The organism is Adhaeribacter soli, assembly GCF_008727925.1.
Taxonomy (GTDB): Bacteria; Bacteroidota; Bacteroidia; order Cytophagales; family Hymenobacteraceae; genus Adhaeribacter_A; species Adhaeribacter_A soli.
Map to the genome: position 1 here is coordinate 539,952 of NZ_VTWT01000001.1, position 25,407 is coordinate 565,358.

A 25,407-nucleotide genomic window follows, 5' to 3' on the forward strand; every position below is an offset into this window, starting at 1 on the left:
AGGTTTATTCCTTCTTAGCGCTTATACAGCCTTTATTGGAAAAGTAATACGGACTTTCGGGAAGTGCTCCTATTTTCAAAAAAAATCTTCAATAATTTATATGCCGGTTGTTAGCCTTTAAAATGATCCATGGAATAAAATGCTGGTGTTATGATTGGAATGGCACAATCTGCCTGATAAATCCGGGAGAAAAGAGGCCTGAAAGAACTAATTTACGCCCAAAGCGGTTATACCAACTTCCATACGGGAGGCAGCGCTACGGAAAATAAATTGAGTAGGTTGCGAAAAAATCAAAGATTGTTTTAAAATTTATATATTTAGTTATTAAAGTACAAAACTTTTCTTTGAAGAATACATGTTTGGGAAGGGAAATCAAAACAAACTAAACGAAGAATATATGAAGTTTCGTAGCATGACTGTAGCATTTGCTGTTTTAACGATGGTAGGTTGCAAAAACATTTTTGAAGACAACGATCTGAAAGTAGATGGTTCTACACCATATCAGGTAGGTCTGGCTCCGGCAGCGAATAGTACATATCAGGCTTCCGAACCGTTTAAGATCTCAAGTGAAGTTACCGATAAAGACAACGTAGCCGAGGTTGAAGTTAATTTAGTTCGCCTGGCTTCGGATGCCAAAGGAAGCGAAAACGTGGTAAACTTTAAGCGTTTCCCGGACAATAAAGCGTTTAAATTAGATACTACCTTAGCTCCGAATTCACTGGCGCCGGGTCAGTACCAGCTTATTATCCGCGCTAAAGATAAAAGAACCAATGAAGGCACGAAAGAAGTAATGTTCTCTGTGCAATAAGTATACATAATTACCGGTTTTAATCTGGTTTCAGAAAAGCAGCCCCGCCAATTAGCGGGGCTGCTTTTTTATTTGGGGCTATTATAAGTCGGAAAATGGCCCCGAAAAGCGTATATTTGTAATTGTCTTTAAAAAAATAAATCCCTTTAAGCCTTGAAAGTTTGCATTGCCGAAAAGCCAAGCGTTGCCCGCGAAATTGCTGCCGTACTGGGCGCTAAAACCAAAAAGGACGGTTATTTTGAAGGGAACGGCTACCAGGTAACCTGGACCTTCGGGCATTTCTGCCAGTTGCGCGAACCGGAAGATTACCGTCCGGAATGGAAACGCTGGACCCTGCACGAACTGCCCATGGTGCCGGAAAAATTCGGGATCAAGCTCATTCAGAATAAAGGGGTTGAGCAGCAGTTCAAGGTGATCAGGAAACTGCTGGATGAGGCTACCGAAGTGATAAATTGCGGGGATGCCGGCCAGGAAGGGGAGGTGATCCAGCGGTGGGTGCTTACCGAGGCCAAATACACCCGGCCTTTTAAACGCCTCTGGATCTCGTCTCTTACCGAAGAAGCCATTCGCCAGGGTTTTGAGAAACTGAAAGAAGGCAGCGAGTTCGACCTGCTTTACCAGGCCGGCAAAAGCCGCGCCATCGGCGACTGGCTGCTGGGCATAAACGCGACCCGCCTTTTTACCATAAAATACGGGCAGGGCCGTCAATTGCTTTCTTTAGGCCGGGTGCAGACGCCAACCCTGGCCATGATCGTGAACCGCTACCACGAGATCCGGAACTTCAAGCCGGAGCCTTTCTGGGAATTAAAGACCCGTTACCGCGATACCGTTTTCAGTTCTGCCAAAGGGAAATTCCAGAAAGAAGAAGCCGCTCAGAAAATTCTGGATGAAATTAAGCCGGCCGAACTGGTAATTACGAACGTGGAGATCAAGAAAGGCATCGAAAGTCCGCCGCGTTTGTTTGACCTTACTGCTTTGCAAATTGAATGCAACAACAAACTGGGCCTTTCGGCGGATGAAACCCTGAAAACGGTACAAAGTCTTTACGAAAAAAAGGCGGTTACCTACCCAAGGGTCGATACTACGTTCCTGCCGGACGACATGTACCCGAAAATTCCGGAGATTATGAGCGGTTTGCCGGCAACGTACCAGGCCCTGGCTTCGCCTTTGCTGCAAACCAAGATCCGGAAATCCACCAAAGTATTCAACAACAATAAAGTAACCGACCACCACGCCATTATTCCGACCGGTTCCGGGGCGGGTAATTTGTGGGGTGCGGAAGGCAATGTATTTGATATTATTACCCGCCGGTTCCTGGCCGCTTTTTACCCGGATTGCCAGGTAAGCAATACTACCGTAGATGCCGAAGTAGCTACTCACCAGTTCCGGGCCAAAGGTAAGCAGATCCTGGAACCAGGTTGGCGCGTGGTTTACGACAAAGACGAACCGAAAAAAGAACAGCAGCCGGAAAAAGAAGGCGAGGAAGAACTGGCCATTTTACCGGCTTTTACCAAAGGCGAAAGCGGTCCGCACGAGCCCTGGCTTGATAAAAAAATGACCAGCCCGCCGAAGGATTTTACAGAAGCTACTTTGCTTCGGGCCATGGAAACCGCCGGCAAGCAAGTAGAAGACGATGAGCTGAAGGAAGCCCTGAAGGAAAACGGGATTGGACGGCCATCCACGCGGGCGGCTATTATTGAAACGTTATACAAGCGCCAGTACATCCGCAAAGACAAGAAAAAGATCATTCCTACCCAGGTTGGTATCGACCTGATTGGCGTAATTCAGAACCCGACGCTTACGTCCGTGGAGCTTACCGGCCAGTGGGAAAGAAAACTCCGGCAGATTGAAGGCGGTACGGTGAAGGCTACTGATTTCATGGCCGAACTGCAGCAACTGGTGCAGGAAATTGCGCGGGAAGTAAAGACCGACGGCCGGATGATGAAAATTGAAGCCCCCGCCGATACGCCGCCGGCCACTAAAAACGGTAGCGATAAGACTGAAAAACCCGCCAAAGTTGCAAAAACTACTAAAGTTGAAAAAACGGAGAACTCAAGTGCAGTAGGGGAGATGGGGAATTGCCCGGCATGTACGGAAGGAAAAGTACTGAAAGGGAAACAGGCTTACGGTTGTTCCCGCTGGAAGGAAGGTTGTAAATTCCGGATGCCCATGGATTGGCACGGCAAAACGCTTACCGATAAACAGGTAGTGAGCATTCTGAAAAACAAAAAGCCGGTATTGAAGGGTTTACTTGCGGAAAACGGCGATAAGTTCGAAGCTGCTTTGTACCTGGATGAACGGTTTGAATTACAGTTCGAGAAAGTGGCTTCGGGTCCGCCGGCCGATCCGTTTGAAAGCTGTCCGGCCTGTAAACAAGGTAAAGTATTGAAAGGGAATGCCGCCTACGGCTGCAGCCGCTTCCGCGACGGTTGTACCTTGCGCTTGCCGTTCGAATTGGCCGGAAAAAAGCTGACCGAAAAACAAATTTCGGAATTGTTGCTGAAAGGTAAGACGAGTAAAATCAAAGGCTTTACTTCGCCTAAAACCGGAGATAAATTCGAAGCCCAACTGGTGCTGAACCCGGAAGGCAAGGTGGTTTTTCAGTTCTAAAAGCTACCATTTTTCCGTTCAAACAATTTCATTTTAGAATCCGGCTTCCCCTAAGAGGCCGGATTTTTTTGTGCAGGTTGTAAATACTGTGAGCAATAGGCTTCTTATATATTTTTACATTAATATATTGGAAAAGTTAAAATTTAATGCTGCCTATTAAAGCACCTTTTAGAATGCTGAATTAATGTAAACATTTGTGAAACAATTAGTTGTAATTAAATTTAGTGGCGAATGTAACTTCGTGGTAAAATATTGGTATAGCAGGATATAAGAAAATCTCTATTTTGTTAGCATCTATGCAAATCAATTTCCTTCGAAAACAGCTTTTAATAAGTTGCTTTCTTTTACTCTTCGCCGGTACATCCTGTGAAAAGTTTGAATTCAGTCCGAATGAAGTGAGACTGGAAAAAAGCGAGCAGGACCTGACCCGGAAAAATATGGAACGGATCCAGGCGCTGCACCTGGAGCAGCAGTCTTCCTTCCGTTTTGCTGTTATTTCCGATACCCAGCGCTTTTATGACGAACTGGACGAAACCGTAACCGCCCTGAACAAACGCAACGATCTCGCTTTTGTAGTGATTAACGGTGATATTACCGATTTTGGCATAGTAAAGGAATACAAGTGGATCAATGAGCGCATGCAGAAAATCAGCATCCCGTACCTCACCATTATCGGAAATCACGACTGCCAGGGCAATGGCAAGGAAATTTATAAAACCATGTATGGCCCCATGGATTATACCATGAGCCTTGGCCGCAACCGGTTCGTATTCATCAATACCAATTCTCTGGAATTTACTCACCCGGTTCCGGACCTGAATTTCTTCCGGAGCGCCCTGCAGGATACGGCCAATTTCGACCAGGCCTTCGTATTTTCCCATATTGCACCCAACGACAACGATTTTGATAATTCCCTGGAAGCAGAATTTGTCCGGATCTCCCGCGAAAACAAAGTTAAAGTTTCCCTTCACGGCCACCGGCACGGGTACGAAGCGCCCGAAAAAATTTATGGCGACGAAGTAGAGTATGTAGTAGTGGGAAGCGTAGAAAAAAAGGGCTACGAAGAAATAACCGTTACCGGCAAACAGATCGAACTTAAACGCATTCTTTATTAATCCCTGTTCCAGATGAAATTCCGCTACCTGTTATTTGTCATTCTGTTTTCATTCCTGACCAGCGCTAAAGCCGTAGCCCAGGATTCGCATACCACCAATACCGAAAGAAAATGGTACCTGCCGGACCACGCCGTAATTCAGTTTGCCGGCAACATTGGCTTGCTTTCCATAGGACCGGGCTACAGTTACGCTAAAGATAAGGTAAATACCGACGTTTTGTATGGATATGTACCAGCCTTCGAATCGCATTCCGGCATCCACTTGCTAACGGCCAAAACTTCGTACCGGCCTTTCCTGATCGATCTTTCCAACGGTTTTCTGCTGGAGCCCTTAAAAGTAGGAGCCGGCGTGAGTTATTCCTACGGTTCCCAGTTTTACACCACCTGGCCGAAGCGCTACCCGGACCGGTATTACTGGTGGGCTTCCAGTTTGCGTTTTACGCCTTTTATCGGGTCTACCATCAGTACTAAAATCGGAAACGACCATACAATAATAAAGCGCGTGCAACTTTATGGGGAATTAGGCAGTACCGACTTAGATATTGTAAGTAAGTTAGATAATAAAAGCCTGCCGCTTTGGGATGTAATTAATATAGCCATCGGCAGTAAAGTTGTTTTTTAAGATCCGGAACCTTCACGAAAACGAAAATGGGATTACACACGCAACAATGGGCACTCATATTCTTCGGTCTGGCCGCCTCGGTTGGTCTTTTTATGTTGCTGCGGTATTACCGGAAACTGCCAAGGCGTAATCTCACCATGCTTATTCACGGCATATTGGCTGCCGCCGGTATCTGCCTGCTTTTCTATTCCAGCGCCTTTGAGCGTAACGCTGATGTGCCTTACCTGAGCATTTTCTTTTTTATTTTAGCAGTTTTCGGCGGCATAACCATGGCCATGTGGGATAAGATCATGAACCGGAAATTGCCTCGTTTTTTTCCGCTCTTTCACGCCGGAGCAGCGATGTCGGGAATAATATCGCTTATTATTCACCTCCTGAACCATTGATGCAGGCCGGAATTCTCAAATCAGTGCTTACCTTCGTTTTTTGTAACCGGTTTTTTAGAAGCTATCTCAAAAATTTACCTGTCATCGTGAATAGGGAAAATTTTGGGTGAAATTTCTTAAAGTGGATATGACATCAAAAGTTGGTTTCCAATGGTGGTGCCGTCTGCTAAATGTCATCTTGAGCACAGCCAAGGACCTCGTTGGCTCTCAGTTCCAACGCCAGATTCAACGTTTTACCCATAGCCTACAAGTTGTTTCGCTATCGCTCAACATGACAATCATTTTTGAGATAGCTTCTGGTTGAAGTAAATTGCTTAATTATGGGCTCCTGTATATTTTTAGTCCAGATACTAAAATCCCGAATCCAATGTCTTTTTACGTAATTAAACAGCGCCTTCTTTATGCCTCCATCTATTGGTAAGATCCTGGTTTTTGTGGGTTTGGGAATTGCAGTTTTAGGATTGCTTTTCTGGTTTGCGGGCGATAAACTGAACTGGTTTGACCGGCTGCCCGGCGATGTGCGTTACGAAAGCCGCAACGTGCGCATTTATTTTCCCTGGGTAACGATGCTGCTGCTCAGCATTCTTTTCAGCCTGGTTATGTGGCTTATCCGTAAGTTCTTCTGATTTATCTGATTTTTTATTCTGAACCTTTTATAATCCTGCAACCAGGCTTCCGCTCCAATTACCTCGCTATGAAACTTCAAACCCTGCTTCTTCTTTTTTTGTTGTTTACGGCGGCGTTTTTCGGTTGCACATCTGAAAACCGGAATGAAGCGAAAACAGAACGTACGCCTGACGACAAGTTTGACGGTGACAAGCGGCGCTGGGTGGAGAAATTCTGGAAACTAGATCCGGTTTGGGCTACTTCGCAAGGGTATCATAAATACGACAGTGTGCTGGTAATTCCGGATGCCAGAAAGCGCGAAGCCATGCTGGTAACGTATCAGAACATGCTTTCGGAATTGAAGCGTTATAAGCCGGAAAAACTTTCGGTGCAGAACCAGATCGATTACCGTCTGCTCGATAATTTCCTTCACTATAATTTCTGGCTGCTGAAAGATTTCCGGAGCTTTGAATGGGATCCCTCGGTTTATAACCTGGGCAGCAGCGTGGCCGAAATCCTGAATGGACGTTACGACAGCCTTTCGAACCGTTTAAGGGCCATTTCCCTGAAGATTGCCAAAGCCCCGGTGTATTACGAAACCGCAATTGCTACGCTGCAAAAACCTACCCTGGAGCATACCCAACTGGCCATTTTGCAAAACAGGGGCGGGGCCGAAGTTTTTGGCCCAGCCATGCTCGATTCGATAGCCAAATCGAACCTGAAACCGGCAGAAAAGGACTTGTTGAGCCAGCGCATTGCCACCGCCAAACTGGCTATAAACGGCTATGTACGTTATTTAGAAAACCAGGTGCTGCCTACGCTCCGGAACGATAAAGGCCGGAGTTTCCGCCTTGGCAAAGAGCTATACGATCAGAAGTTTCGGTACGAGATTCAGGCCTCCAATTCTCCGGAAGAAATTTACCGCAAAGCCCAGGCGCATAAACAGGAACTTCATCGGCAAATGATCAAGCTCAGCCGCCAGCTCTGGCCGAAGTATTTTACCGAAGCCCCGCCTACCGATAGCCTGGAAATGGTACGCAAAATGGTAGGAAAACTCTCGGAAAAACACGTATCCCGCGATTCGTTTGTCGTGGCAATCCGGAACCAGATCCCACAACTGGAGCAATTCGTATCGGCCAAAAAGCTGCTTACCCTTGATCCGAGCCGGCCTTTAAAAGTGCGGGAAACGCCCCTGTACATGCGCGGCGGCGGGGCAGGAGCATCCGTTTCCGCCCCTGGGCCGTACGACCAGAAAGCCGATACGTATTACAACGTAACGCCGCTGGATGATTATTCCCCTGCCCAGGCCGAAAGTTACCTCCGGGAATACAACAACTACACCCTCCAGATCCTGAATATTCACGAAGCCATTCCCGGGCATTATACCCAACTGGTTTACGCCAACAAAGCACCTTCCATTATTAAAGCCATCCTCGGGAACGGTGCCATGATAGAAGGCTGGGCGGTATACGCCGAGCGCATGATGCTGGAAAACGGGTATAAGAACAGTCCGGAAATGTGGCTGATGTACTATAAATGGAACCTGCGCACCACCCTGAATACCATTGTCGATTACGGCGTGCACGTGCTTGGTTTTACCGAAAAACAGGTACTGGATCTGCTCCAGAAAGAAGGTTTCCAGGAAGCAGCCGAAGCCCAGGGCAAATGGACGCGGGTGAAACTGAGCCAGGTGCAGCTTTGCAGCTATTTTACCGGCTATACCGAAATCTACGACCTGCGCGAAGAACTGGAGAAAAAGCAAGGCAAAAACTTTAACCTCCAGAAATTTCACGAACAGTTTTTAAGCTACGGTAGCGCCCCGGTAAAATACATTCGTGAGCTGATGCTGCAGGAGAAGAAAAATTAAGAATAATAAAATTAAGATGCCTCGGTTCAAACTGCACAAAGACCTTTTCGGATTACTATTTTTTCTACTGACCCTGCTGGTACTTTTTTTGTTTTTTCGGTAGGATAAAACAGTAGGGTATAGGCCTGGAAAACCAATTGCAAAAATTAACTACTTTTGGACGGACAACAGACCCGCTTCAAAAGTATGTTCTTTCTTCTTTCCAAAATCCTGGATTTTTTGCTGCAACCCATAATCTGGATCATCCTGGTGCTGGCTGCGGGTTTGCTTACCAGGAATCCGGTCCGCAAAAAACGGCTGCTGGTAATCGGTTTTTGTTTGCTGCTTTTCTTTAGTAATCCGTTCATTATCAACGAAACCTGGCTGGCCTGGGAGAAACCGCCTGTACCGGTTAAAGAGGTTCCGATTTATGATGCCGCCATTGTACTGACAGGTATAACCTTACAGGATAAATCGCCGCACGACCGGGTCTATTTTGAAAAAGGAGCAGACCGGATCCTGCACGCCCTGATGCTGTATAGAAAAGGCCGGTTTGGAAAAATCATTATCAGCGGAGGTTCGGGATCCATCCGGCAACAGCAGGCCTCCGAAGCCGATGAATTGCGTAATGTTCTCCTGCAGGCCGGTGTGCCCGATTCCAGCATTATTGTTGAAAATAAAAGCCGCAACACCCGCGAAAATGCCTTGTTTACAGCCGAAATCCTGAAAACTAAACCGGAACTGCAGAAACTGCTTTTAATTACCTCGGCGTTTCACATGCGGCGCGCGGCGGGCTGCTTTGAAAAGGCCGGACTACAGCCCGACCTTTTTCCTGCCGATTATTACAGCACCGACCGGCTATATACCCCTGATTACCTGATCCTGCCCTCCGAAATCGCTTTGGCCGACTGGAAGCGCCTGATCCGGGAAATGACAGGGTTTGTGACGTATAAATTGCTCGGGTACTGCTAAGCCAGCCAGATACTTTTCTGGTTCACAAATTCCCGGATCCCTACGTACGATAATTCCCGCCCGTAACCCGATTTCTTGATTCCGCCAAACGGCATTTCCGGGCTCGAAGCCACCAGCGCGTTTATAAATACTGCACCCGATTCCATCCGCCTTGCCAACTCCTGGCCTTTTTTGTGGTCGTTTGTCCAGATTGAAGCGCCCAGGCCGAAGCGGGAATCATTGGCGATCCGGAGCGCGTCTTCGGCGTCTTTGGCTACCATTACGGCTGCCACCGGACCGAACATTTCTTCTTCGTAGGCCGGCATGCCGGGTTTTACATTTTTCAGGATCATGGGCTTGAACCAGGCAGAATCGTTTTCGGCGTGGCCGCCGTCCAGCACTTTTTCTGCGCCCTGGGCTACCGATTTTTCGACTTGTTTCTGCAGGCTTTCCGCCAGGTCTTTGCGCGCCAACGGGCCAAAGTCAGCTTCATCCGAAGCAGGGTCGCCGGATTTCAGGTTTGCCATTTTTTCTTTCATTTTCCGGATGAATTCTTCGGCAACGGGTTCTTCCACTATAAAGCGTTTAGCGGCAATGCAGCTCTGACCGGTGTTGATCATCCGAGATCTCACCGCGTTTTCAGCAGCTAACTCCAAATCGGCATCCTGAAGCACGACAAAAGCATCGGAGCCGCCCAGTTCCAGTACGGTTTTCTTTATTTCTTTGCCCGCTACCGAAGCCACGTGCGCCCCGGCGCCCTCGCTGCCTGTAAGCGTTACGGCCTTAATGCGTTCATCCTTGATCAGCACATCCACGCCGTCCGATTCTACGAGCACCGTCTGGAAAATGCCTTCCGGGAAACCGGCTTTGGTGAAAATTTCCTGAATGGCCAGGGCGCATTGCGGTACGTTGGAAGCATGTTTCAGAATACCCACGTTGCCGGCCATAATAGCCGGGGCGGCAAACCGGAACACCTGCCAGAAAGGGAAATTCCAGGGCATAATGGCTAAAATAATTCCGAGCGGCTCATAGGCAATGTAGCTTCGGGTAGCGCCGGTTTTTATCAGTTCATCAGCCAGAAAAGTTTCAGCATTGGCCGCATAATACTCACAAGCCAAAGCACACTTTCGAACTTCGCCGCGCGATTGCTGAATGGGTTTGCCCATTTCGGCGGTTATGATCCGGGCGTATTTTTCGGTATTGCCGGCAAGTTCACCTTGTACAAAGCGCATCAGTTCGGAGCGGTGCGTGAAATTAGAATGCCGCCAGGTTTGAAACGCTTTTTCGCCTTTAGCCAGCATGGTTTCTATTTCGGCTTCAGTGTGCGGGTCAAAGGTTTTTTCAACTTTGCCGGTAGCCGGGTTCAGGGTTTGTATCGCCATCGTTTTGATTGTTGATTGCTAATTGTTGATTGCTAATTGCTGATTGTTAATTGTTGGTTGCTGATCGTTGATTGGTAATTGCAGGAAAAAACGAATTTAGATTTTTTCGATTAAAAATTACCGTTGTTGATGGAGGAAGTTACTTGACCTAATATAGAATTAAACAATCAGCAATCAACAATCAACAATTAACAATCAGCAATCAACAATTTATTAAAAACAGTACCGTTTCGGGCACAAAAAGTTTATGTGTATCTTTAAGCCTAAAGCAAACCTACCATGGAAAACACGTATTACAATCCCGCCGACCTGGCCAAATTTGGCAATATCTCGGAGCTTCAGCCGGAAATGGGCAATAAATTTTTCAGCTATTATGCCGAAGTTTTTAAAGAAGGCGCCCTGACCGAACGTGAAAAATCGCTGATCGCTTTAGCCGTAGCACACGCCGTGCAGTGCCCGTACTGCATCGATGCCTATACCACCGATTCGCTGCAGAAAGGCGCGGACGAAAACCAGATGATGGAAGCAATTCACGTGGCCGCGGCCATAAAAGGGGGAGCAACCCTGGTGCACGGCGTGCAGATGATGAATAAGCTGAAGGAAGTTACCATGTAATTGATGAAGTCTTTAAAAGCCCAGGAAGTACCTTTAGCCGATACCGGATTTCAGCTGAACGTGCTGAATTCCACATTTTCTGAACAAAAACAATTTCCGAAGTTCCGCGATAAGCTGGCGGCCCATAATCTGTACCCGCTGAAACCGACCGGAATCCAAATTTTTCAGGTGAACCTGGGCAAGATGTGCAACCAGGTTTGCCGCCATTGCCACGTAGATGCCGGACCGGACCGCAAAGAGATCATGACCCGCGAAACCATGCTGGAATGCCTGGAGGCCCTGGCGCAAACCGATATTCCGGTGGTGGACATTACGGGCGGCGCGCCTGAAATGAATCCGGATTTCCGCTGGTTTGTGGAAGAAGTGTCCCGTTTAGGCCGCAAAGTAATGGTGCGCTGCAACCTGACCATTATTCTGGCAAACCCGAAATACCACGATCTGCCGGTGTTTTTTAAGCTTCACCAAGTGCAGGTGGTTTCTTCGCTTCCTTATTTTTCGGCCACCCGCACCAATGCCCAACGCGGCGAAGGCGTGTTCGAAAAATCGGTAAAGGCCCTGCAAATGCTGAACGCCGTTGGGTACGGCAAGGAAGGTTCGGAATTGATTTTAGACCTGGTGTTTAATCCTTCGGGCGCCTTTTTGCCGGGAGGCCAGGCCGGTCTCGAAAAAGAATTCAAGCGCCGCCTGAAACTGGGTTTTGACATCGATTTCAATAACCTTTTTGTTATCACGAACCTGCCCATCAGCCGTTTCCTCGATTACCTGATCGAAAGCCGGAACTACGAAACCTACATGGATAAACTGGTAACGGCCTTTAACCCGGCAGCAGCCGAAAATGTGATGTGCCGCAATACCATTTCGGTAGGCTGGGACGGTTTTCTTTACGATTGTGATTTCAACCAGATGCTGGAGCTGAAGGTGAATTCCCAAGCCGGCAACCACATCCGGGATTTTGATTTGACTTCGCTGAATAACCGGGAAGTAGTGCTGAACCAGCATTGCTACGGCTGCACGGCAGGAGCCGGCTCAAGCTGTGGCGGCGAAACGGTAGCCTGATATGAACCAAGAAAATGCCCTTATTATTTTCGTCCGGAATCCGGAATTAGGCAAGGTGAAAACCCGGCTGGCTGCTACCATTGGGGAGGAAAATGCTTTAAGGGTTTACAAAGAATTGCTTCGGCATACCCGTGACATTACCCAAAACCTGCCGGTCCGGAAACTGCTTTTTTTTACCGGTTCCCCTGATCCTGCTTTCTGGCCTTCGGAAATTTATGAGCCCTACCGGCAGGAGGAAGGCGATCTGGGGTTTCGGATGGAAAAAGCTTTTGAGCAGGCTTTTGCGGAAGGCGGCAGGAAGGTAATTATTATCGGCAGCGATTGCCATGAGCTACAGGAAGAAAATATTTCAGAAGCTTTTGAAAAACTGAATTCCCATAAGGCCGTAATTGGTCCGGCAGCGGACGGCGGGTATTACCTGCTTGGTTTTTCGGCCCTGAATCGTAGTGTTTTTCAGCATAAGACCTGGAGCACTGATACCGTTTTTCATGATACGATCCGCGATTTTGACCGGGAAGGTTTAACGTATGCAGTCTTACCGGTACTGCACGATGTAGATGAAGGAAAAGACCTGAATGAAGTGTTGAGAAGTTTAATTTACGGCTGAAATGAAAAAGATTCTGGAAACGGAGCGGTTAGTTTTAAGAGAAATTGAGCCAACCGATGCGGAAGTGCTTTACAACCTGAACCTGGATCCGGAAGTCATCCGCTATACCGGTGATTCGCCATTTGCGAGCGTAGCGGAAACCGAGACGTTTCTGACAAATTACGCCGATTACCGGAAGTTTGGTTACGGCCGCTGGGGCGTGATCCGGAAGGAAGATGATGAATTTTTAGGCTGGTGCGGTTTAAAATACCACCCGGATGAAAATTATACTGATCTGGGTTATCGATTCTTTAGAAAGTTCTGGGGTTTTGGTTACGCCACCGAAGCTGCCAAAGGATGTTTAGCCTATGGTTTCAATAAGCTGAATCTGGATTACCTGATTGGCACGGTGATGCACGAGAACTTGTCCTCCGTAAACGTACTGGAAAAAGCGGGCCTGCAATACTGGAAAGAGGACTTATGCGAAAAACATCCGGCCCAGGTTTACAGAATAAATAAAGCTGAATTTCAGAATTTACAACCTTAAATTACCTTTTGCAGGAGGCTTTGCTTTTTGCGGATTTAACAAATATGGAAAAACGATTAACCCAGGCTACCCTCGATTTTATAAAAGACCTGCAGCAGAATAACGAGCGCGGCTGGTTTCAGGAAAACAAAGGCCGTTACGAAGCCGCGCGTCAGGATTTCCTGGAGCTGGTGCAAAATGTAATTGATGGCGCTTCGAAGTTTGAACCGGCGCTGAAAGGGCAGGAAGCGAAAGACACCATGTTCCGGATTTACCGCGACATCCGCTTTTCCAACAACAAAACCCCTTACAAAGATCACCTGTGCGCATACCTGGCCGAAGGCGGCCGCAAAACCATAAATCCCGGTTACTACCTGCACATCAACCCGAATAACCAGTCGTTTCTTTCTATGGGCCTCTGGATGCCACCGGCCCCGGAATTAAAAGCCGTGCGCCAGGAAATTGATTATAATTACGAAGAGCTGAAAGGGATCGTAGAAGCCCCGGCTTTCAAGAAATACTTCAAAGAATTTGGCGGCGAAAAGCTGAAAACCAACCCCAAAGGCTACGATTCCGATAACCCGGCCATCGACTGGTTGCGGCACAAAAGCTGGAGCGTAAGCTATCCCTTATCCGACGAACTGTTGCTAAGCAACAAGCTTTCCGATACGCTGATCAGCCTGATGAAAACCGCCAAACCGATGATCGATTTCTTTATGCGCCCGCTGCAGGATTTGAATGAGGGTGGGGAGAAATAGGGGGTTCTGTAATTGAAATTAGGCCTACAAAGTTGATTGTTTTCAGTATGAAATTGTCTGAACACGATTTTAAGGATTGATTGGATAGATAGGATTTTTATACCGAATTGAGTAACTCTTTGGGCAAAATCATCATACCTTTCATATAAATCATACGAATCATAGTTCAGACAACTTTATCTGCGTAAAAGCAATGAAGAACTAATGATAAACTTCTACGCATTTTAAAGATAGTTCCTGAAACTTGTCCGTACCCAGACCGACTGGAATTCCGCCTAAACAGCCTCCGGAACCGGTTGGTTTTTCAGGTGGAAACGGTAGCGATTTTCAAGCAAAAGCGCCGTAGCAACGCCCAGGTATTCCAGGCCAACCAACCAGTAATTTTCAGTGTAAGAAGCGGTCTGGTAAGCAGCGTAGGAAAGGACTGCCAAACCCGACCACACCAAAGCATACCGAGAATGAGCAAGCACGCTGAGCGCAACCAGCGTAGTGATGTACCAGGGATGCACAATGGTAGCCAGTAGAAAGTAAATTGTTAAGCCGGTGAGCAATTGTTTCGGTAAAGTTGCAAAATCATTATTCCCGGAGCGGAAAGCCAACGCTAAAATGCTTATGAAGGTAATGACCGAAAGCAAAGGGCCGATGAAAGCGATCTGGTTGTAGCCGTAAAGGTAGAGGCCGATCTCCCGGAGTAAATAATAAACGCTGGCATTAAACTCAAACTTCTGAAAGTAGAGGTTCAGGCTGTTGGAGAAGTGGGCAATCAGTTCAGCATTCAGGAAAGGCAGAAATAAAAGCAGGCAGGTTGCGCCCACGGTACTGCAGTAAAGCAGCCAGTTTTTTAAACCTAACAGGCGGAACAGAAAAGGGAGCAGGATCAGGGGAAGCAATTTGGAGCAAACCGCAAAAGCTAAACTCAGGGCGGAAAGGTGGTAGCGATTCCGGTTTAAAAAGTAAAAAGCAGCCAGGGTAAAAAAGATCATCAGCGCTTCGAAGTGCAGGTTGCCGGTCAGTTCCACAATTACCAATGGGTTCAGTACGTACCACAACGCGTTTTCTTTTCGCTGTCCAAGCTGGCTCAGTAATTTCGGCAGCAGGAGCAAGGTGCCTGCTTCGGCCGCTAAAATAAAGAGCCGCATTACGATGATTCCGGATAAATTGTTTTCCGAAAACAACCAACCGGCCAAAGCAAAAATGAACTGACAAACCGGCGGATAAACAGAAAAATAATGCGGGGAATTCAGGCCGGCATAGAGCGCCTGGTTTAAACCCGGAATGCCGGAGAAATTTTGTTCGTGGTAAAAACCGGGCAGGTGCAGGAAGGGGTTTTCGCCGGCTGTCAGCAAACGCCCGTCCCAGAGAAAACGGAAATAATCGTCGGATAAGGCCGGTAAACTGAACAGGAAAATTACTCTGAATGCCATTCCAAGCCAGAGCCCGGTCTTTAAGTTCAGGTTTCGCGAAAGCAGTACATAAGCCGAAAATGCTAAGAAAAACAGCAAAAAAAGTTTTCCAAATTCCTGCCGCGGTAATTCGTAGCCCAACAGGTAATAAGCCAGGCCCGACAAGGTAGCTCCGGAAATCAACGCCCAACGATTTTGCAGCAGGTTGTTCATCGGGTAAAGGAATGACGGAGGGAGTAATAAAACACCAAACTATAACCAACGGCCAGCATTCCGTGGAAAAACAGGAAGCGGTATTGTTCGTGCATCAGGCCGTAAAATACCGAAAACCAGAAAGCTATGGCCAGCATGCCTTCCAGCAAAGTTATGAGGGAAAGACCGGACAAGCGGTAAGGGTTGGTTTTCCAGCTTCCGGAAATACCAGTCAGGCTGTATTTTGGCGTCCGGACGAAAGGCGTTTTCAGGCCCAGAAACCCCTGACTAACCGCCAGCGCATTGTGCAACGACAAGCCCATGGAAACGGACAGGAAAAGCGGGAAGCGGAACAGAAATACGCGTTTCGGCAAAGCAGGCTGCGCGAAGCGGAAGGAAACAAAATAGTACACGCTAAGCAGCAAAAATCCTGTCAGGAAAATGCCGGTGCTTCGGAGAATAAAGGCGCTGCTTTCGGAATTGGTTTGCAGGAAAAGTAAGGGCAAACTTAATAGTGAAGCCAGGAACAGGCTGATGAAAACGCTGCTGTTAAGTAAATGGAAAAGGCCGTGCCAGCGCGTAGCAGCCGGAATGCTGGCTTGCCAGAGCTTTTTGAAGTGCTTGCGGGAGGTTTCAGCGGCGCCCTTGGTCCAACGGTATTGTTGCGATTTCAGGGCCGGCAGGTCGGCAGGCAGTTCGGCAGGTACCACCTTGTTTTCGAGGTACAAAAATTCCCAGCCTTTTAGTTGCGCGCGGTAACTCAGGTCGAGGTCTTCCGTGAGCGTATCGCTTTCCCAGCCGCCCGCCGATTCGATGCACTGGCGGCGCCAAACCCCGGCCGTGCCGTTGAAGTTTATAAAATGCCCGCCAAAATTTCGGCCGCTTTGCTCAATGGAAAAATGGGCATCAAGTCCGAAAGCCTGCAGTCTGGTCAGCAAAGAGCTCTCTTCGTTCAGGTGGCCCCAGCGAGTTTGCACCACGCCGATCTCAGGTTTGTGAAAGGCCGGAATAGTTTGTTTCAGAAAGTCCGGCTCCGGTACAAAATCGGCATCGAAAATGGCAATGAATTCGCCGGTGGCCTGGTAGAGTCCGTATTTTAAAGCGCCGGCTTTGTAGCCTTCGCGGTTCCTTCTCCGGACCTGGCTAATATTAATGCCTTGCGCCTGATAAGCAGCTACTTTTTGAGCTACAATCTCTACTGTTTCGTCCGTAGAATCGTCGAGTACCTGGATCTGCAGTTTTTCGCGCGGGAATTCCAGAGCCGTTACAGCTTCCAGCAGGCGTTCCACCACGAAGCGCTCGTTGTAGATCGGCAGCTGCACCGTTACGGCGGGCCATTCGGCAGGCGGGGGGTAGAAGGCCTTGCCGGCACTTTTCCGGGAGCGGAGAAAAAGGACGGTAAGGTTTAACTGCAGCAGGCTGTAGCAGAAAATAAAAAGCAGGCAAAGCCCGTAGAGCAACAGCAATAAAATTTCCAGGCCTTCGGTAATCATCTGGAACAAATATCGGAATTAACGGCCAATGCCCGAAGCTTCTTTTTGAAATCCGGAAGGCTTTGGGGTTCCACAGGTTTTATTTATCGGGTAAAGCAGGCAGAAGGAAAAAGAACGCTGGTTCAGACATCTGTGTCTGAAACCTATTCTGTTGCAGACATCTGTGTCCGCTTCTATGAATACGGGGACACAGATGTCCCCTGCAGGTTGCTTCCGGACAGAGATGTCCGGAAGAGCGCTATGTGAGCACTTTGGGCTTTTGTAAATCGCAATGGCCTTAGCGGTAGCGGAAAATGGTGTAGAGAATTTTATAGCCGGCCAGTACCGTTCCTTTCACCGTTCCCGAGATTTTGGAATACCCGATGCGCTTGCGGTAAGGCACGGCCACTTCGGTGCAGCGGAGCTTTTGTTTGGCGGCTTTCAGCTGCATTTCTACCGTCCAGCCGTAGGTCTGGTCCTGCATGTTCAGATTAACTAAATTTTCGTAGCGGATTGCCCGGAAAGGCCCCAGATCGGTAAAATGCACCTGGTAAAACAGTTTCAGTAGTTTGGTAGCCAGCCAGTTTCCGAACACTTGCGGAACGGTCATGGAACCGGCTTCCCGGTTGCCCAACGCCCGCGAACCGATCACCAGATCGGCGCGGTTTTCCAGAATAGGCTGCAGAAGTTCGGGCATTTTTTCGGGGTAATCGGAATAGTCGCCATCCAGGAAAACCACGATGTCGGGTTTTTCGGTTGCCGGTTTCTGCTGCAGGTATTCCAGGCCCTTTAAGCAGGCATTGCCGTAGCCCAGAAGCGGCTGAAACAAAACGGTAGCGCCGGCAGTTCTAGCCGCACCGGCCGTATTATCTTTCGAATTATTATCGACCACCACTACTTCCGCTACCAGGCCGGAAGGAATATCGCGGATTACTTTCTGAATGGAATGTTCTTCGTTGTAGGCGGGGATAATAACGTGGATGCGCGGCATAAAGCAAGGTCTTGCTGCAAAGATGCTCAATTAAAAGGAAATTCCGGCCTTTGCCCAATTTGCTTAACCGGCCGGCGTTATATTTTCGTAAAAACGAACCTGATATAATCCGTACTTTTGAACAAACCGTTTTTAAAATTCAATTACCTGAAACAATGCTGAACAAAGGAGAAAAAGCGCCCGATTTTAATTTACTCGATGCCAACGGCGATGTTTTTCATTTATATGACAAGCTGAAGGAAGCCAGCGTAGTGCTGTACTTTTACCCCAAAAACGACACCCGCGGCTGCACCGCCGAAGCCTGCTCGTTCCGCGACCAGTATGAAGTGTTCAAAGAAGCCGGCGCCGAAGTGGTAGGCGTAAGTTCCGACGATATTCAGTCGCACCAGAAGTTTTCTCAGAAGCACGGTTTGCCCTTTATTCTGCTAAGCGATAATGGGGGTAAGATCCGGAAAATGTACGACGTGCCCCGAACGTTGGGTTTGATCCCCGGCCGGGTAACCTACGTGATCGATCAGAATGGCATTATCCAATACGCTTTCAATTCCCTGATAAAACCGCTGGAACACGTAGCCGGCGCGCTGGATGTACTGAAAAGCCTACCCAAAACCGCTTGAATACTTTAATCATGAAGAAATTATTATGAAGAAGTCCATCCTGACCTTTTTACTCGTTTTAGGTAGCGTTTTTTACCTGCTTCAGCCAGTTCTGGGGCAGAAGCAACCGGAAAAAGCCGTGGTTTACGATGCCGTGCTTTCACAATATGCGTATCCGTATCTGGTAAAATTCATGGATCTGAAACTGGAAGGGCAGGCTTGCCGCATGGCGTACATGGATGTGGCGCCGAAAGGAAAAGCAACCGGGAAAACGCCGGTACTGCTGCTACACGGAAAGAACTTCTTCGGGGCGTATTGGCGGAACACCATCAAATTCCTGAGCGACCAGGGTTACCGGGTAATTGTGCCGGACCAGATCGGTTTCGGAAAATCGACCAAAGCAGACCTGCATTACAGTTTTCATTTACTGGCTCAAAATACCAAGAAGCTGCTCGATACGCTCGGCGTGAATAAAGTGGTAGTAGTCGGTCATTCCATGGGTGGTATGGTAGCTACCCGCTTCACGTTGATGTACCCGGAAACGGCCGAAAAAATGGTGCTCGAAAACCCGATCGGTCTGGAAGATTACCGGCCAGCCGTGCCTTTCCAAACCTTAGACGAAACGTATGCGAATGAACTGAAAAACTCCGAAAGCGCGATCCGGAATTACTTTAAAACCTATTTCCCGGTCTGGAAACCCGAATACGACGAATGGGTAAAGGTGCCGGCCGCCCAGATCAATGGCCCGGATTTCAAGCAAGTGGCCCTGGCTTCCGCTGAAACTTTCGAAATGATCTACCAGCAGCCCGTAAGCTACGAATTTCCAAATGTAAAGGCTCCAAGTTTGCTCATCATCGGTCAGGAAGACCGCACGGTAGTGGGTAAAGCCCTGATCAAAGACAAGCAAAAGCTGGCGCAAATGGGCCAGTACCCGCAATTAGGCAAGAAAACCGCCCAAGCCATCCCCAACGCCAAATTGGTAGAAATGCCCGGCATCGGCCACATCCCGCACCTGGAAGTTCCGGATAAATTCCACGATGCCTTGCTGAAATTCCTTAAGGAGAAGTAAGGTAGATTTGGAGATTTGGAAATTTGAAGATTTGGAAATGGGGAATTAAAAATGGGTAAAGGTCCAGTTCATCGCGCAAGTTTAGCGGAGCGTAACTTGTGTGTAATTCATTGGTCTGTTTGTAACTGACCTTGCCTGCAAGGCAATCAAAGCGGCTGCTATGAAATACTCAAATATTTGATCAGATACTTCCGCCAGTTACAAACTGGCTAATTGAAAAAGTCACAAGTTGCGGCTCCGCCTAAACTTGCAACATATTTTACTCCTTTATCCTCTTTGCTTAACGGTAGTTAGGTGTTGCTGCATTTCCACATCTTCAAATCTTCAAATTTACAGAATCCGTAAGCTTTCGGCATGAATGAAAGAAGTGGGTTCATAGCGGCCTTCCGGCTTTTTATTTTCGAGCTTCAGTACGCCGCGAGGGCAAACGGTGGCGCACATGCCACAGCCTACACAAGCCGCCCGGATGATAGGTTTTCCCTGCTGGGCGTACCATTTCACGTCTATGCCCATTTCGCAATAGGTGGAGCAGTTGCCGCAGGAAATGCACTGGCCGCCGTTGGTGGTAATGCGGAAGCGGGAAAAATGCTTCTGGAGCCAGCCAAGGTAAGCGGCCAGCGGACAACCAAAGCGGCACCAGACCCGGGAACCAAGCAGAGGGTAGAAGCCCACGCCTACCACGCCTGAAAAGATCATCCCGATAAAAAAGCCATAGGTATGCGCAAAGCCGCCAGAAAGACTGCCTAATATGCCTCCTTTGTAATAAGAGTTTAACCAAAGAAGGGCAGTGGTGAGGGTGATAAAACCCAGAACCGGGTAAATGATGGCTACTTCTAACTGCCAGGCTTTGCGCGATTTATTGGAAAGTTGGCGGAAGGGATCGCCGGCGGTTTCGGCCAGGCCGCCGCAACCGCACACCCAGCTGCAATACCAGCGTTTCCCGAAGAAATAGGTAAGGATCGGCGTGGCCAGAAACGATAGAGAAACTGTCCAGAAGAGCATGAAGGTGGTTAAACCTCCCGGATGTTTTTGCAGATTTTCGAACGAAACCGGGAAAAGGTAATCGTATTTGAGGGGCCAGAAGTAACTGAAGTAAAATTCCGGTTCTTTAAAAAGCGCTAAAACGTTGGGTAAAATAAAAGCCAGCACCAGTTGAAAAAACATGATGGAAACCGTGCGCCATTTATGATAGGGGCTGCTTTGGTATTTCAGCAATGCCCGAACTCCCATGATCAATATTGCAAGCGTGTAAAGCCCTCCGTACAGAAACCACTCATCGGCTTGCCGGCCGCGGAGGAGGAAGCTCAGCGGATCGAAAATCCGGATCAAGCCGGTTAAATATTCCGGAAACCAGAAAAGGACTATGTAGAAAGCCGTAAGTATGATTCCTAAAAGCCAGGCAGCTGATCTTCGGGCCGAGAATTGGTTAAACCAGACGTAATGCTGCAGGTTAGCGGAGTCGGTGTTGCGGAATTTCAGGTAAATATACCAGATGCTTCCCAGGGTAAAGAGACCAAATCCGGTGGCGGAAAGAACAGATATAAAGTAGCTTTTCAGAAATAAAGGCAGCAACGCCATAAGTAGACCTGCCCAGGTCAGAACCAAGGGCAAGGCAGCTTTTTTACTGAACCAGGCAGTTTTTTCGGAAAAATCCATAGCCTTTAGTGGTGATGGTGGTGATCGTCGGGTTTGGCAAAAACGTTACGAAGATAGCCGCCAACAAACAGGATTGCCCAGCACAAATACAGCATCTCGAAGTCAGGAATTACTTTGTGGACCGCGTTCAGCACCAGGTGCGCCAGCAGCGTCATGACCAGTCCGGTGACGGCGATCACCTGAAAGGAATTCATTTCGCGCAGGTTGTAAAGTTTTCGTAGACTCATAATTTCAGAAGTTTTCAGCGCCTGTTGAGTTAAAATTTAAAACTGAAAGCGGATGTTTTTTTGAAGATTCGGATTGCCTTCAATTCCCGGACTTGTATACGTGCTGTATGCTTTTTTCGTGGCGGCGGTGAAACTCCGGATCAAAGTTAGCTTCTTTTAAATGCTTCATTACATATTCCAGTGGTTTTTGCTCCCGGATCCAGGTTTCGCAGACTTCCTGCCGGTAACGCACATTCAGCAGCACAAAACCCGTGACTGTTTTTAATTCATCTTTCAAATAATTAATGCGGATGCTGGCCGTGCCGGCTTCGTTCTGCCAGAAAAGCGAACTTTCCTCCGTATTCACTTCCGGGTTTACCGAGCCATAAGTCTGAAATTCCAGGTCGAAAAACTTAGCTGAATTAAAAGGAACGCCTCGTTCATAAGGAACCTGATGGCCGCAGATATTATATCCGGCGGTTTCGCCCTGAATCCGGCCGGTGTACCAGATCTGCTCGATCCGGTTTTCGGCAAACGCCAGTTCGGCACAATCGCCGGCGGCAAATACCTCCGGAATATTCGTTTCCAGAAATTGGTCAACCAGAATGCCTTTTTGCGTATTTATACTACCGTTTTTTACCAGCTCCAGGTTTGGTTGTACGCCGGTAGCAATTCCTACAAATGTGCAGGGAATGCGCTCCTGTTCATTCGTGATAGCCGCACATACCCATCCTTCAGAATCCTGTTCCAGTTGTTCCAAAGTAGTTTTAAACAGAAGATTGATACCCTTTTGCTCCAGTCTTTTCCGAACCATTTCGGCTTCTGCTTTCGGCAGGTTTTTCCCCCAGTAATGCGCGTCGCGAATTAAGATTGTGGTATCAATGTTTCTTGAATGCAGCATTTCGGCCAGTTCTACGGCAATTAACCCGCCACCAACCAGAATGGCCTTGCCTCCTCTTTGTGTCGCTTTTTCGATCTTAGCCAAATCTTCCAGATCGTAGAAACCGTGCACGCCTTTACTTTCCTGTCCGGGCCAGTTGTAAAAAGCCGTTTGGGAGCCGGTTGCCAGCAGCAGTTTGTCATAAGCCAGGGTTTCGCCGGAGGCCAGGATAAGGGTTTTTTCTTCAAATTCTATACGGTTTACCCAAGCATGTCTTAATTCTATCCGATTTTCCTGCCAGAACCAGTCTTCGTAAGGCTTGATATTTTCGTAGCGGAGCTGGCCCAGGTAAAGGTACATAAGGGCGGTACGGGCATAAAAATGTTCGTTCTCGCCGGAAATAACGGTAATGCAGTAATCGGAAAGTTTGCGAATGGTAATAGCCGCGGTAACGCCGGCAATGCCGTTTCCGATAATGATTACGTGCTTGCTGCTATTTTCCTGAGTTTTCACAAATAGTTCTTATTACCGGAAGCAAATAAAGCAAAAGTCCCGGAAGAATTTACTTTCCGGGACTTTTGCAGCAACATTAAAAAGTACATTAATCAGTTACTTCAATGGCAATGGCATTGTTTGGTTTAATCGTGTTTGTTTTCATAGTCAGTCCGGCATAGGTATAGGGCTGGTCTTTTTTATAGTGCTGGTAAGCGGCAAACTGTTTTTTATTAAAAGAATTGAAAAGCAGGGAATGGTATTCTTCCTCGATCTGGTCTAAGCGCATATCCAAATAACGCGGGTCCTGTTCCCGGAGCTTGCTCAGGGCTTCAATTTTTTCCAGGCGCTGCAGGTTGAACTGGTACAACTTCTGATGATCTTTATCGTCGAGTTTCAGCTTAGCGGCCATTAGGCGGGTTTGTTTTTCCGCCAGTTCCGGTGCTGTTTGCGCAAACAACATATTTGTTCCCAGGAATAAGAACAGGGCCAGCATGTGAGTAAGTATTTTTTTCATATTAGAAGATTTAGCAGAGTTGATGATTTTCAGATACCTTAATTTCTCCCTTATTTACGGATGAGGCAATTTTGAGTTGAAGGTTAAAATTGCATTTTATTTAAATTGCAGCTTAATTATGGAAAATAAGTAATAAATAGATTGGAATATTCTTATGATACTAAAATGTTCTGTTCAGACTCCGAAAGTAAAATTAGTTCAGCCTATGCTGTACTATGGAGGCGGAAAACTCCGGAAAAGAAAGGCTTGCCCAGAAATGAAAAACGGACTTAACTTCTGGCGCGTATAACGGTTTACACCAATTGATTTTTAATTTTATGGAAAATTCAGAAGAGCAGCCGTTTGATAATAACGAAAAGAACAAATCGGATGTCGAGTTTAAAAAAGACCAGGCTAACGGCAATTTAGGGGACCCGACCGCGAAACGGAATATTGGTCCGAATGGCATTCAGCAACGACCCAACCAAAAAGATGAACTGGATAACCTGCACATCGGCGGCAACGAAGTTACCGGTTACGGCGATAATCTTCCAGCGGCCGATGCCGGCGAAAATGCGGCCGGGCCGGGCTTTGAAGCCGAGGGAGATGAGTACACCAATGATCATCCGGTTAAAGAAGAATAATTTTTTCTAGTTTATAATTTATTCGTTACCTAAAGAAAAAGCCCGCTAATAGTAAATATTAGCGGGCTTTTTTTATGCAGGCAAGTAATCTGCTTTTATTTCTTTTCTTCATCAGAGAAAGCGGTGAAGCTAGCATTGCTTTCTTTGTAAGCGGCATAAGATTCCAGTTGTTTTGGATTCAGGAAAGCACGCAACTCAGTTTCGAAAGAATTTTGCAGCTCATTCAGTTTCATTTCCCGCATGGCAACATCGTTGCTGTACATGCTGGTGATCTGGGCTGCTTTCGAAAATCTTTCGCGGTTCAGCGCTTTCAGTTTAATATATTCAGATTCATTTAAGCCTAACTGGGCCGACATTTCGCGGGTGGTATTTGCTACGCGGCTGTCGAGGTTGCCGGACTGGGCAAATGCAGAACCGGAAGTTAAAGCTAAAATAAGGGCGAAGGTAAAGATTAAGTTTTTCATAATAATAAGGTTTTTATGGTTGCTGTGGATAGATTATTTATAATTCTAATTCAGTTAATGAATTGCATTTATTCCTTTAACGGGGTAGTTGATAAGGTGTTTCAGTAAAGTAAATAAAATTGTATTTTAAAATTAAAAAGCGGGTTTATGTTGTGCAAACGTTGTATAAATCCGATTTTTGTAAAATAAAGGTTTTTATCTTTATTTGGAATTAAGATTGTATTTCGGGTATAGGTATTTCGTGTGTATTATACTTGCTGTGTTAGCAAAATATAATTCCGGAAAAGTTACTCGCCAGAGGTTGCAATTACCGGCAATTCCGCTTTCAGGCTTTTCTGAATGGCAAGGTAGTTTTCCAGTTGTTTCGTGTTCAACAGGCTTTCAATTTTCTGGTTACAGGCATTGTCCGCTTCGGTTAACTTTCTGAACATCATCTCAACATCGTTGCTGTACATATCCCGGATCATTACTTCGGAAGCCAGTTTTTCTGTCAGGTAAGTTTTAACCTGAATGTACTCCGATTCATTGAGTTCTATCTGGTTAGCCATTCTCCGAGCCATATCGGCGGCTTTGGTTTTTACCTGCTCATCGAGGCCTGCACCCTGGGCAGATATTAAAATAAAGGCAAAAAGGGCGGAAGTAATTAGTTTTTTCATATTTCTTAATTATCAGGAGTGAAATCCTTTAATTTTGTTTCTGTTTCTAATTTATAGTCCTTTAACGGCTCGGAAACAGCGCTAGTTGTCTGAAAATTAAATTAAAATATAAATAAACTAATTTGCCTCTAGTATTATTACGGTCTTGTTTAAGTGAGTTTTATCACATTCTTAAATGTGTAGCACAACAGGATGCCGGGTAAAGTTAAATTTTACCAACTCCTTGTTTGTTCGTGTTATTTTAATTGGGTAGACAAGAAAAATCCGGGAAGGGTTGTATGGCCGGTGAAATTTGTGTCAAGTTTTTACTTAAGGTCAATCTTA

General features: G+C 47.1%; 26 protein-coding genes. 16 read left to right on the top strand and 10 right to left on the bottom strand.

What is annotated here, in order from left to right:
• The first annotated feature begins 412 nt into the window (after positions 1–412).
• From F0P94_RS02135 to F0P94_RS02170, 8 genes are all read left to right on the top strand, one after another.
• Positions 413–808: a hypothetical protein gene (locus tag F0P94_RS02135; protein ID WP_150902046.1), complete on the top strand. Its 396-nt coding sequence runs from the start codon at positions 413–415 to the stop codon at positions 806–808.
• Between the two features lie 153 nt (positions 809–961).
• Positions 962–3,418, top strand: a complete 2,457-nt coding sequence (locus F0P94_RS02140) for a type IA DNA topoisomerase (RefSeq protein ID WP_150902047.1) — start codon at positions 962–964, stop codon at positions 3,416–3,418.
• A 395-nt stretch (positions 3,419–3,813) separates the two neighbouring features.
• Positions 3,814–4,533, top strand: coding sequence for a metallophosphoesterase family protein (locus tag F0P94_RS02145; protein ID WP_191906883.1), 720 nt, complete (start codon positions 3,814–3,816; stop codon positions 4,531–4,533).
• A gap of 12 nt (positions 4,534–4,545) precedes the next feature.
• Complete coding sequence (locus F0P94_RS02150) at positions 4,546–5,154, top strand: hypothetical protein (RefSeq protein ID WP_150902049.1); 609 nt, start codon at positions 4,546–4,548, stop codon at positions 5,152–5,154.
• Positions 5,155–5,180: 26 nt separating this feature from the next.
• Complete coding sequence (locus tag F0P94_RS02155; RefSeq protein ID WP_150902050.1) at positions 5,181–5,540, top strand: hypothetical protein; 360 nt, start codon at positions 5,181–5,183, stop codon at positions 5,538–5,540.
• 401 nt (positions 5,541–5,941) lie between these two features.
• Positions 5,942–6,166, top strand: a complete 225-nt coding sequence (locus F0P94_RS02160; protein WP_150902051.1) for a DUF2905 domain-containing protein — start codon at positions 5,942–5,944, stop codon at positions 6,164–6,166.
• Between the two features lie 68 nt (positions 6,167–6,234).
• Positions 6,235–8,013, top strand: coding sequence for a DUF885 domain-containing protein (locus tag F0P94_RS02165; RefSeq protein WP_150902052.1), 1,779 nt, complete (start codon positions 6,235–6,237; stop codon positions 8,011–8,013).
• 186 nt (positions 8,014–8,199) lie between these two features.
• Positions 8,200–8,964 (top strand): YdcF family protein, encoded by a 765-nt coding sequence (locus F0P94_RS02170; RefSeq protein ID WP_150902053.1) that lies wholly within the window; start codon positions 8,200–8,202, stop codon positions 8,962–8,964.
• On the opposite strand, the gene F0P94_RS02175 is transcribed toward F0P94_RS02170, so the two are convergent.
• On the bottom strand, positions 8,961–10,325 hold the full coding sequence (locus F0P94_RS02175; RefSeq protein WP_150902054.1) for an NAD-dependent succinate-semialdehyde dehydrogenase: 1,365 nt from the start codon (positions 10,323–10,325) through the stop codon (positions 8,961–8,963). The genes F0P94_RS02170 and F0P94_RS02175 overlap by 4 nt on opposite strands.
• A gap of 279 nt (positions 10,326–10,604) precedes the next feature.
• On the opposite strand from F0P94_RS02175, the gene F0P94_RS02180 reads away from it, so the two are divergent.
• Genes F0P94_RS02180 through F0P94_RS02200 form a run of 5 tightly spaced genes read left to right on the top strand, consistent with a single transcriptional unit; the run spans position 10,605 to position 13,866 of the window.
• A complete protein-coding gene (locus F0P94_RS02180; RefSeq protein ID WP_150902055.1) occupies positions 10,605–10,940 on the top strand; it encodes an arsenosugar biosynthesis-associated peroxidase-like protein in 336 nt (111 codons plus the stop codon).
• Positions 10,941–10,943: 3 nt separating this feature from the next.
• Positions 10,944–11,996, top strand: a complete 1,053-nt coding sequence (arsS, locus tag F0P94_RS02185; RefSeq protein ID WP_150902056.1) for an arsenosugar biosynthesis radical SAM (seleno)protein ArsS — start codon at positions 10,944–10,946, stop codon at positions 11,994–11,996.
• A gap of 1 nt (position 11,997) precedes the next feature.
• Positions 11,998–12,603 (top strand): TIGR04282 family arsenosugar biosynthesis glycosyltransferase, encoded by a 606-nt coding sequence (locus tag F0P94_RS02190; RefSeq protein ID WP_150902057.1) that lies wholly within the window; start codon positions 11,998–12,000, stop codon positions 12,601–12,603.
• A 1-nt stretch (position 12,604) separates the two neighbouring features.
• Positions 12,605–13,129: a GNAT family N-acetyltransferase gene (locus F0P94_RS02195; RefSeq protein WP_150902058.1), complete on the top strand. Its 525-nt coding sequence runs from the start codon at positions 12,605–12,607 to the stop codon at positions 13,127–13,129.
• 44 nt (positions 13,130–13,173) lie between these two features.
• On the top strand, positions 13,174–13,866 hold the full coding sequence (locus tag F0P94_RS02200; protein WP_150902059.1) for a DUF2461 domain-containing protein: 693 nt from the start codon (positions 13,174–13,176) through the stop codon (positions 13,864–13,866).
• Between the two features lie 275 nt (positions 13,867–14,141).
• Here F0P94_RS02200 and F0P94_RS02205 read toward each other — a convergent pair whose 3' ends face one another.
• The 3 genes from F0P94_RS02205 to F0P94_RS02215 form a co-directional block, all read right to left on the bottom strand.
• The gene (locus F0P94_RS02205; protein WP_150902060.1) at positions 14,142–15,482 is read right to left on the bottom strand and encodes a hypothetical protein; all 1,341 of its coding nucleotides are present in this window, start codon (positions 15,480–15,482) and stop codon (positions 14,142–14,144) included.
• A complete protein-coding gene (locus F0P94_RS02210) occupies positions 15,479–16,954 on the bottom strand; it encodes a cellulose synthase family protein (protein ID WP_225307108.1) in 1,476 nt (491 codons plus the stop codon). Before F0P94_RS02210 ends, F0P94_RS02205 begins: the two co-directional genes overlap by 4 nt.
• Positions 16,955–17,231: 277 nt before the next feature.
• On the bottom strand, positions 17,232–17,924 hold the full coding sequence (locus tag F0P94_RS02215; RefSeq protein WP_150902061.1) for a glycosyltransferase family 2 protein: 693 nt from the start codon (positions 17,922–17,924) through the stop codon (positions 17,232–17,234).
• Between the two features lie 155 nt (positions 17,925–18,079).
• On the opposite strand from F0P94_RS02215, the gene F0P94_RS02220 reads away from it, so the two are divergent.
• Positions 18,080–18,541, top strand: coding sequence for a peroxiredoxin (locus F0P94_RS02220; RefSeq protein WP_150902062.1), 462 nt, complete (start codon positions 18,080–18,082; stop codon positions 18,539–18,541).
• A 25-nt stretch (positions 18,542–18,566) separates the two neighbouring features.
• Entirely contained in the window at positions 18,567–19,589 is a 1,023-nt protein-coding gene (locus tag F0P94_RS02225; protein ID WP_150902063.1) for an alpha/beta fold hydrolase, read from the top strand.
• Positions 19,590–19,919: 330 nt separating this feature from the next.
• On the opposite strand, the gene F0P94_RS02230 is transcribed toward F0P94_RS02225, so the two are convergent.
• The 4 genes from F0P94_RS02230 to F0P94_RS02245 form a co-directional block, all read right to left on the bottom strand.
• Positions 19,920–21,245, bottom strand: a complete 1,326-nt coding sequence (locus tag F0P94_RS02230) for a 4Fe-4S binding protein (protein WP_150902064.1) — start codon at positions 21,243–21,245, stop codon at positions 19,920–19,922.
• A 5-nt stretch (positions 21,246–21,250) separates the two neighbouring features.
• Positions 21,251–21,472 (bottom strand): hypothetical protein, encoded by a 222-nt coding sequence (locus F0P94_RS02235; protein WP_150902065.1) that lies wholly within the window; start codon positions 21,470–21,472, stop codon positions 21,251–21,253.
• A gap of 79 nt (positions 21,473–21,551) precedes the next feature.
• Positions 21,552–22,844 (bottom strand): NAD(P)/FAD-dependent oxidoreductase, encoded by a 1,293-nt coding sequence (locus F0P94_RS02240; RefSeq protein ID WP_150902066.1) that lies wholly within the window; start codon positions 22,842–22,844, stop codon positions 21,552–21,554.
• Between the two features lie 88 nt (positions 22,845–22,932).
• Complete coding sequence (locus F0P94_RS02245) at positions 22,933–23,340, bottom strand: hypothetical protein (protein WP_150902067.1); 408 nt, start codon at positions 23,338–23,340, stop codon at positions 22,933–22,935.
• A gap of 317 nt (positions 23,341–23,657) precedes the next feature.
• Between F0P94_RS02245 and F0P94_RS02250 the strand changes: the two genes are divergently transcribed.
• Positions 23,658–23,963 carry a hypothetical protein gene (locus F0P94_RS02250; RefSeq protein ID WP_150902068.1) on the top strand — a complete coding sequence of 102 codons (306 nt, stop codon included), beginning with the start codon at positions 23,658–23,660 and terminating at the stop codon, positions 23,961–23,963.
• A gap of 95 nt (positions 23,964–24,058) precedes the next feature.
• Here F0P94_RS02250 and F0P94_RS02255 read toward each other — a convergent pair whose 3' ends face one another.
• Together F0P94_RS02255 and F0P94_RS02260 are read right to left on the bottom strand one after the other, a co-directional pair.
• Positions 24,059–24,427 carry a hypothetical protein gene (locus F0P94_RS02255; protein WP_150902069.1) on the bottom strand — a complete coding sequence of 123 codons (369 nt, stop codon included), beginning with the start codon at positions 24,425–24,427 and terminating at the stop codon, positions 24,059–24,061.
• A 287-nt stretch (positions 24,428–24,714) separates the two neighbouring features.
• Positions 24,715–25,083, bottom strand: a complete 369-nt coding sequence (locus F0P94_RS02260; RefSeq protein ID WP_150902070.1) for a hypothetical protein — start codon at positions 25,081–25,083, stop codon at positions 24,715–24,717.
• Positions 25,084–25,407: the final 324 nt, after the last annotated feature.

Bases quoted from the DNA above. Each gene is read 5' to 3' on its own strand.
- F0P94_RS02135 (WP_150902046.1), top strand. From the start codon at position 413: ATGACTGTAGCATTTGCTGTTTTAACGATGGTAGGTTGCAAAAACATT.
- F0P94_RS02150 (WP_150902049.1), top strand. From the start codon at position 4,546: ATGAAATTCCGCTACCTGTTATTTGTCATTCTGTTTTCATTCCTGACC.
- F0P94_RS02155 (WP_150902050.1), top strand. From the start codon at position 5,181: ATGGGATTACACACGCAACAATGGGCACTCATATTCTTCGGTCTGGCC.
- F0P94_RS02160 (WP_150902051.1), top strand. From the start codon at position 5,942: ATGCCTCCATCTATTGGTAAGATCCTGGTTTTTGTGGGTTTGGGAATT.
- F0P94_RS02165 (WP_150902052.1), top strand. From the start codon at position 6,235: ATGAAACTTCAAACCCTGCTTCTTCTTTTTTTGTTGTTTACGGCGGCG.
- F0P94_RS02170 (WP_150902053.1), top strand. From the start codon at position 8,200: ATGTTCTTTCTTCTTTCCAAAATCCTGGATTTTTTGCTGCAACCCATA.
- F0P94_RS02175 (WP_150902054.1), bottom strand. From the start codon at position 10,325: ATGGCGATACAAACCCTGAACCCGGCTACCGGCAAAGTTGAAAAAACC.
- F0P94_RS02180 (WP_150902055.1), top strand. From the start codon at position 10,605: ATGGAAAACACGTATTACAATCCCGCCGACCTGGCCAAATTTGGCAAT.
- arsS (WP_150902056.1), top strand. From the start codon at position 10,944: ATGAAGTCTTTAAAAGCCCAGGAAGTACCTTTAGCCGATACCGGATTT.
- F0P94_RS02190 (WP_150902057.1), top strand. From the start codon at position 11,998: ATGAACCAAGAAAATGCCCTTATTATTTTCGTCCGGAATCCGGAATTA.
- F0P94_RS02195 (WP_150902058.1), top strand. From the start codon at position 12,605: ATGAAAAAGATTCTGGAAACGGAGCGGTTAGTTTTAAGAGAAATTGAG.
- F0P94_RS02200 (WP_150902059.1), top strand. From the start codon at position 13,174: ATGGAAAAACGATTAACCCAGGCTACCCTCGATTTTATAAAAGACCTG.
- F0P94_RS02205 (WP_150902060.1), bottom strand. From the start codon at position 15,482: ATGAACAACCTGCTGCAAAATCGTTGGGCGTTGATTTCCGGAGCTACC.
- F0P94_RS02210 (WP_225307108.1), bottom strand. From the start codon at position 16,954: ATGATTACCGAAGGCCTGGAAATTTTATTGCTGTTGCTCTACGGGCTT.
- F0P94_RS02215 (WP_150902061.1), bottom strand. From the start codon at position 17,924: ATGCCGCGCATCCACGTTATTATCCCCGCCTACAACGAAGAACATTCC.
- F0P94_RS02220 (WP_150902062.1), top strand. From the start codon at position 18,080: ATGCTGAACAAAGGAGAAAAAGCGCCCGATTTTAATTTACTCGATGCC.
- F0P94_RS02225 (WP_150902063.1), top strand. From the start codon at position 18,567: ATGAAGAAGTCCATCCTGACCTTTTTACTCGTTTTAGGTAGCGTTTTT.
- F0P94_RS02230 (WP_150902064.1), bottom strand. From the start codon at position 21,245: ATGGATTTTTCCGAAAAAACTGCCTGGTTCAGTAAAAAAGCTGCCTTG.
- F0P94_RS02235 (WP_150902065.1), bottom strand. From the start codon at position 21,472: ATGAGTCTACGAAAACTTTACAACCTGCGCGAAATGAATTCCTTTCAG.
- F0P94_RS02245 (WP_150902067.1), bottom strand. From the start codon at position 23,340: ATGAAAAAAATACTTACTCACATGCTGGCCCTGTTCTTATTCCTGGGA.
- F0P94_RS02250 (WP_150902068.1), top strand. From the start codon at position 23,658: ATGGAAAATTCAGAAGAGCAGCCGTTTGATAATAACGAAAAGAACAAA.
- F0P94_RS02255 (WP_150902069.1), bottom strand. From the start codon at position 24,427: ATGAAAAACTTAATCTTTACCTTCGCCCTTATTTTAGCTTTAACTTCC.
- F0P94_RS02260 (WP_150902070.1), bottom strand. From the start codon at position 25,083: ATGAAAAAACTAATTACTTCCGCCCTTTTTGCCTTTATTTTAATATCT.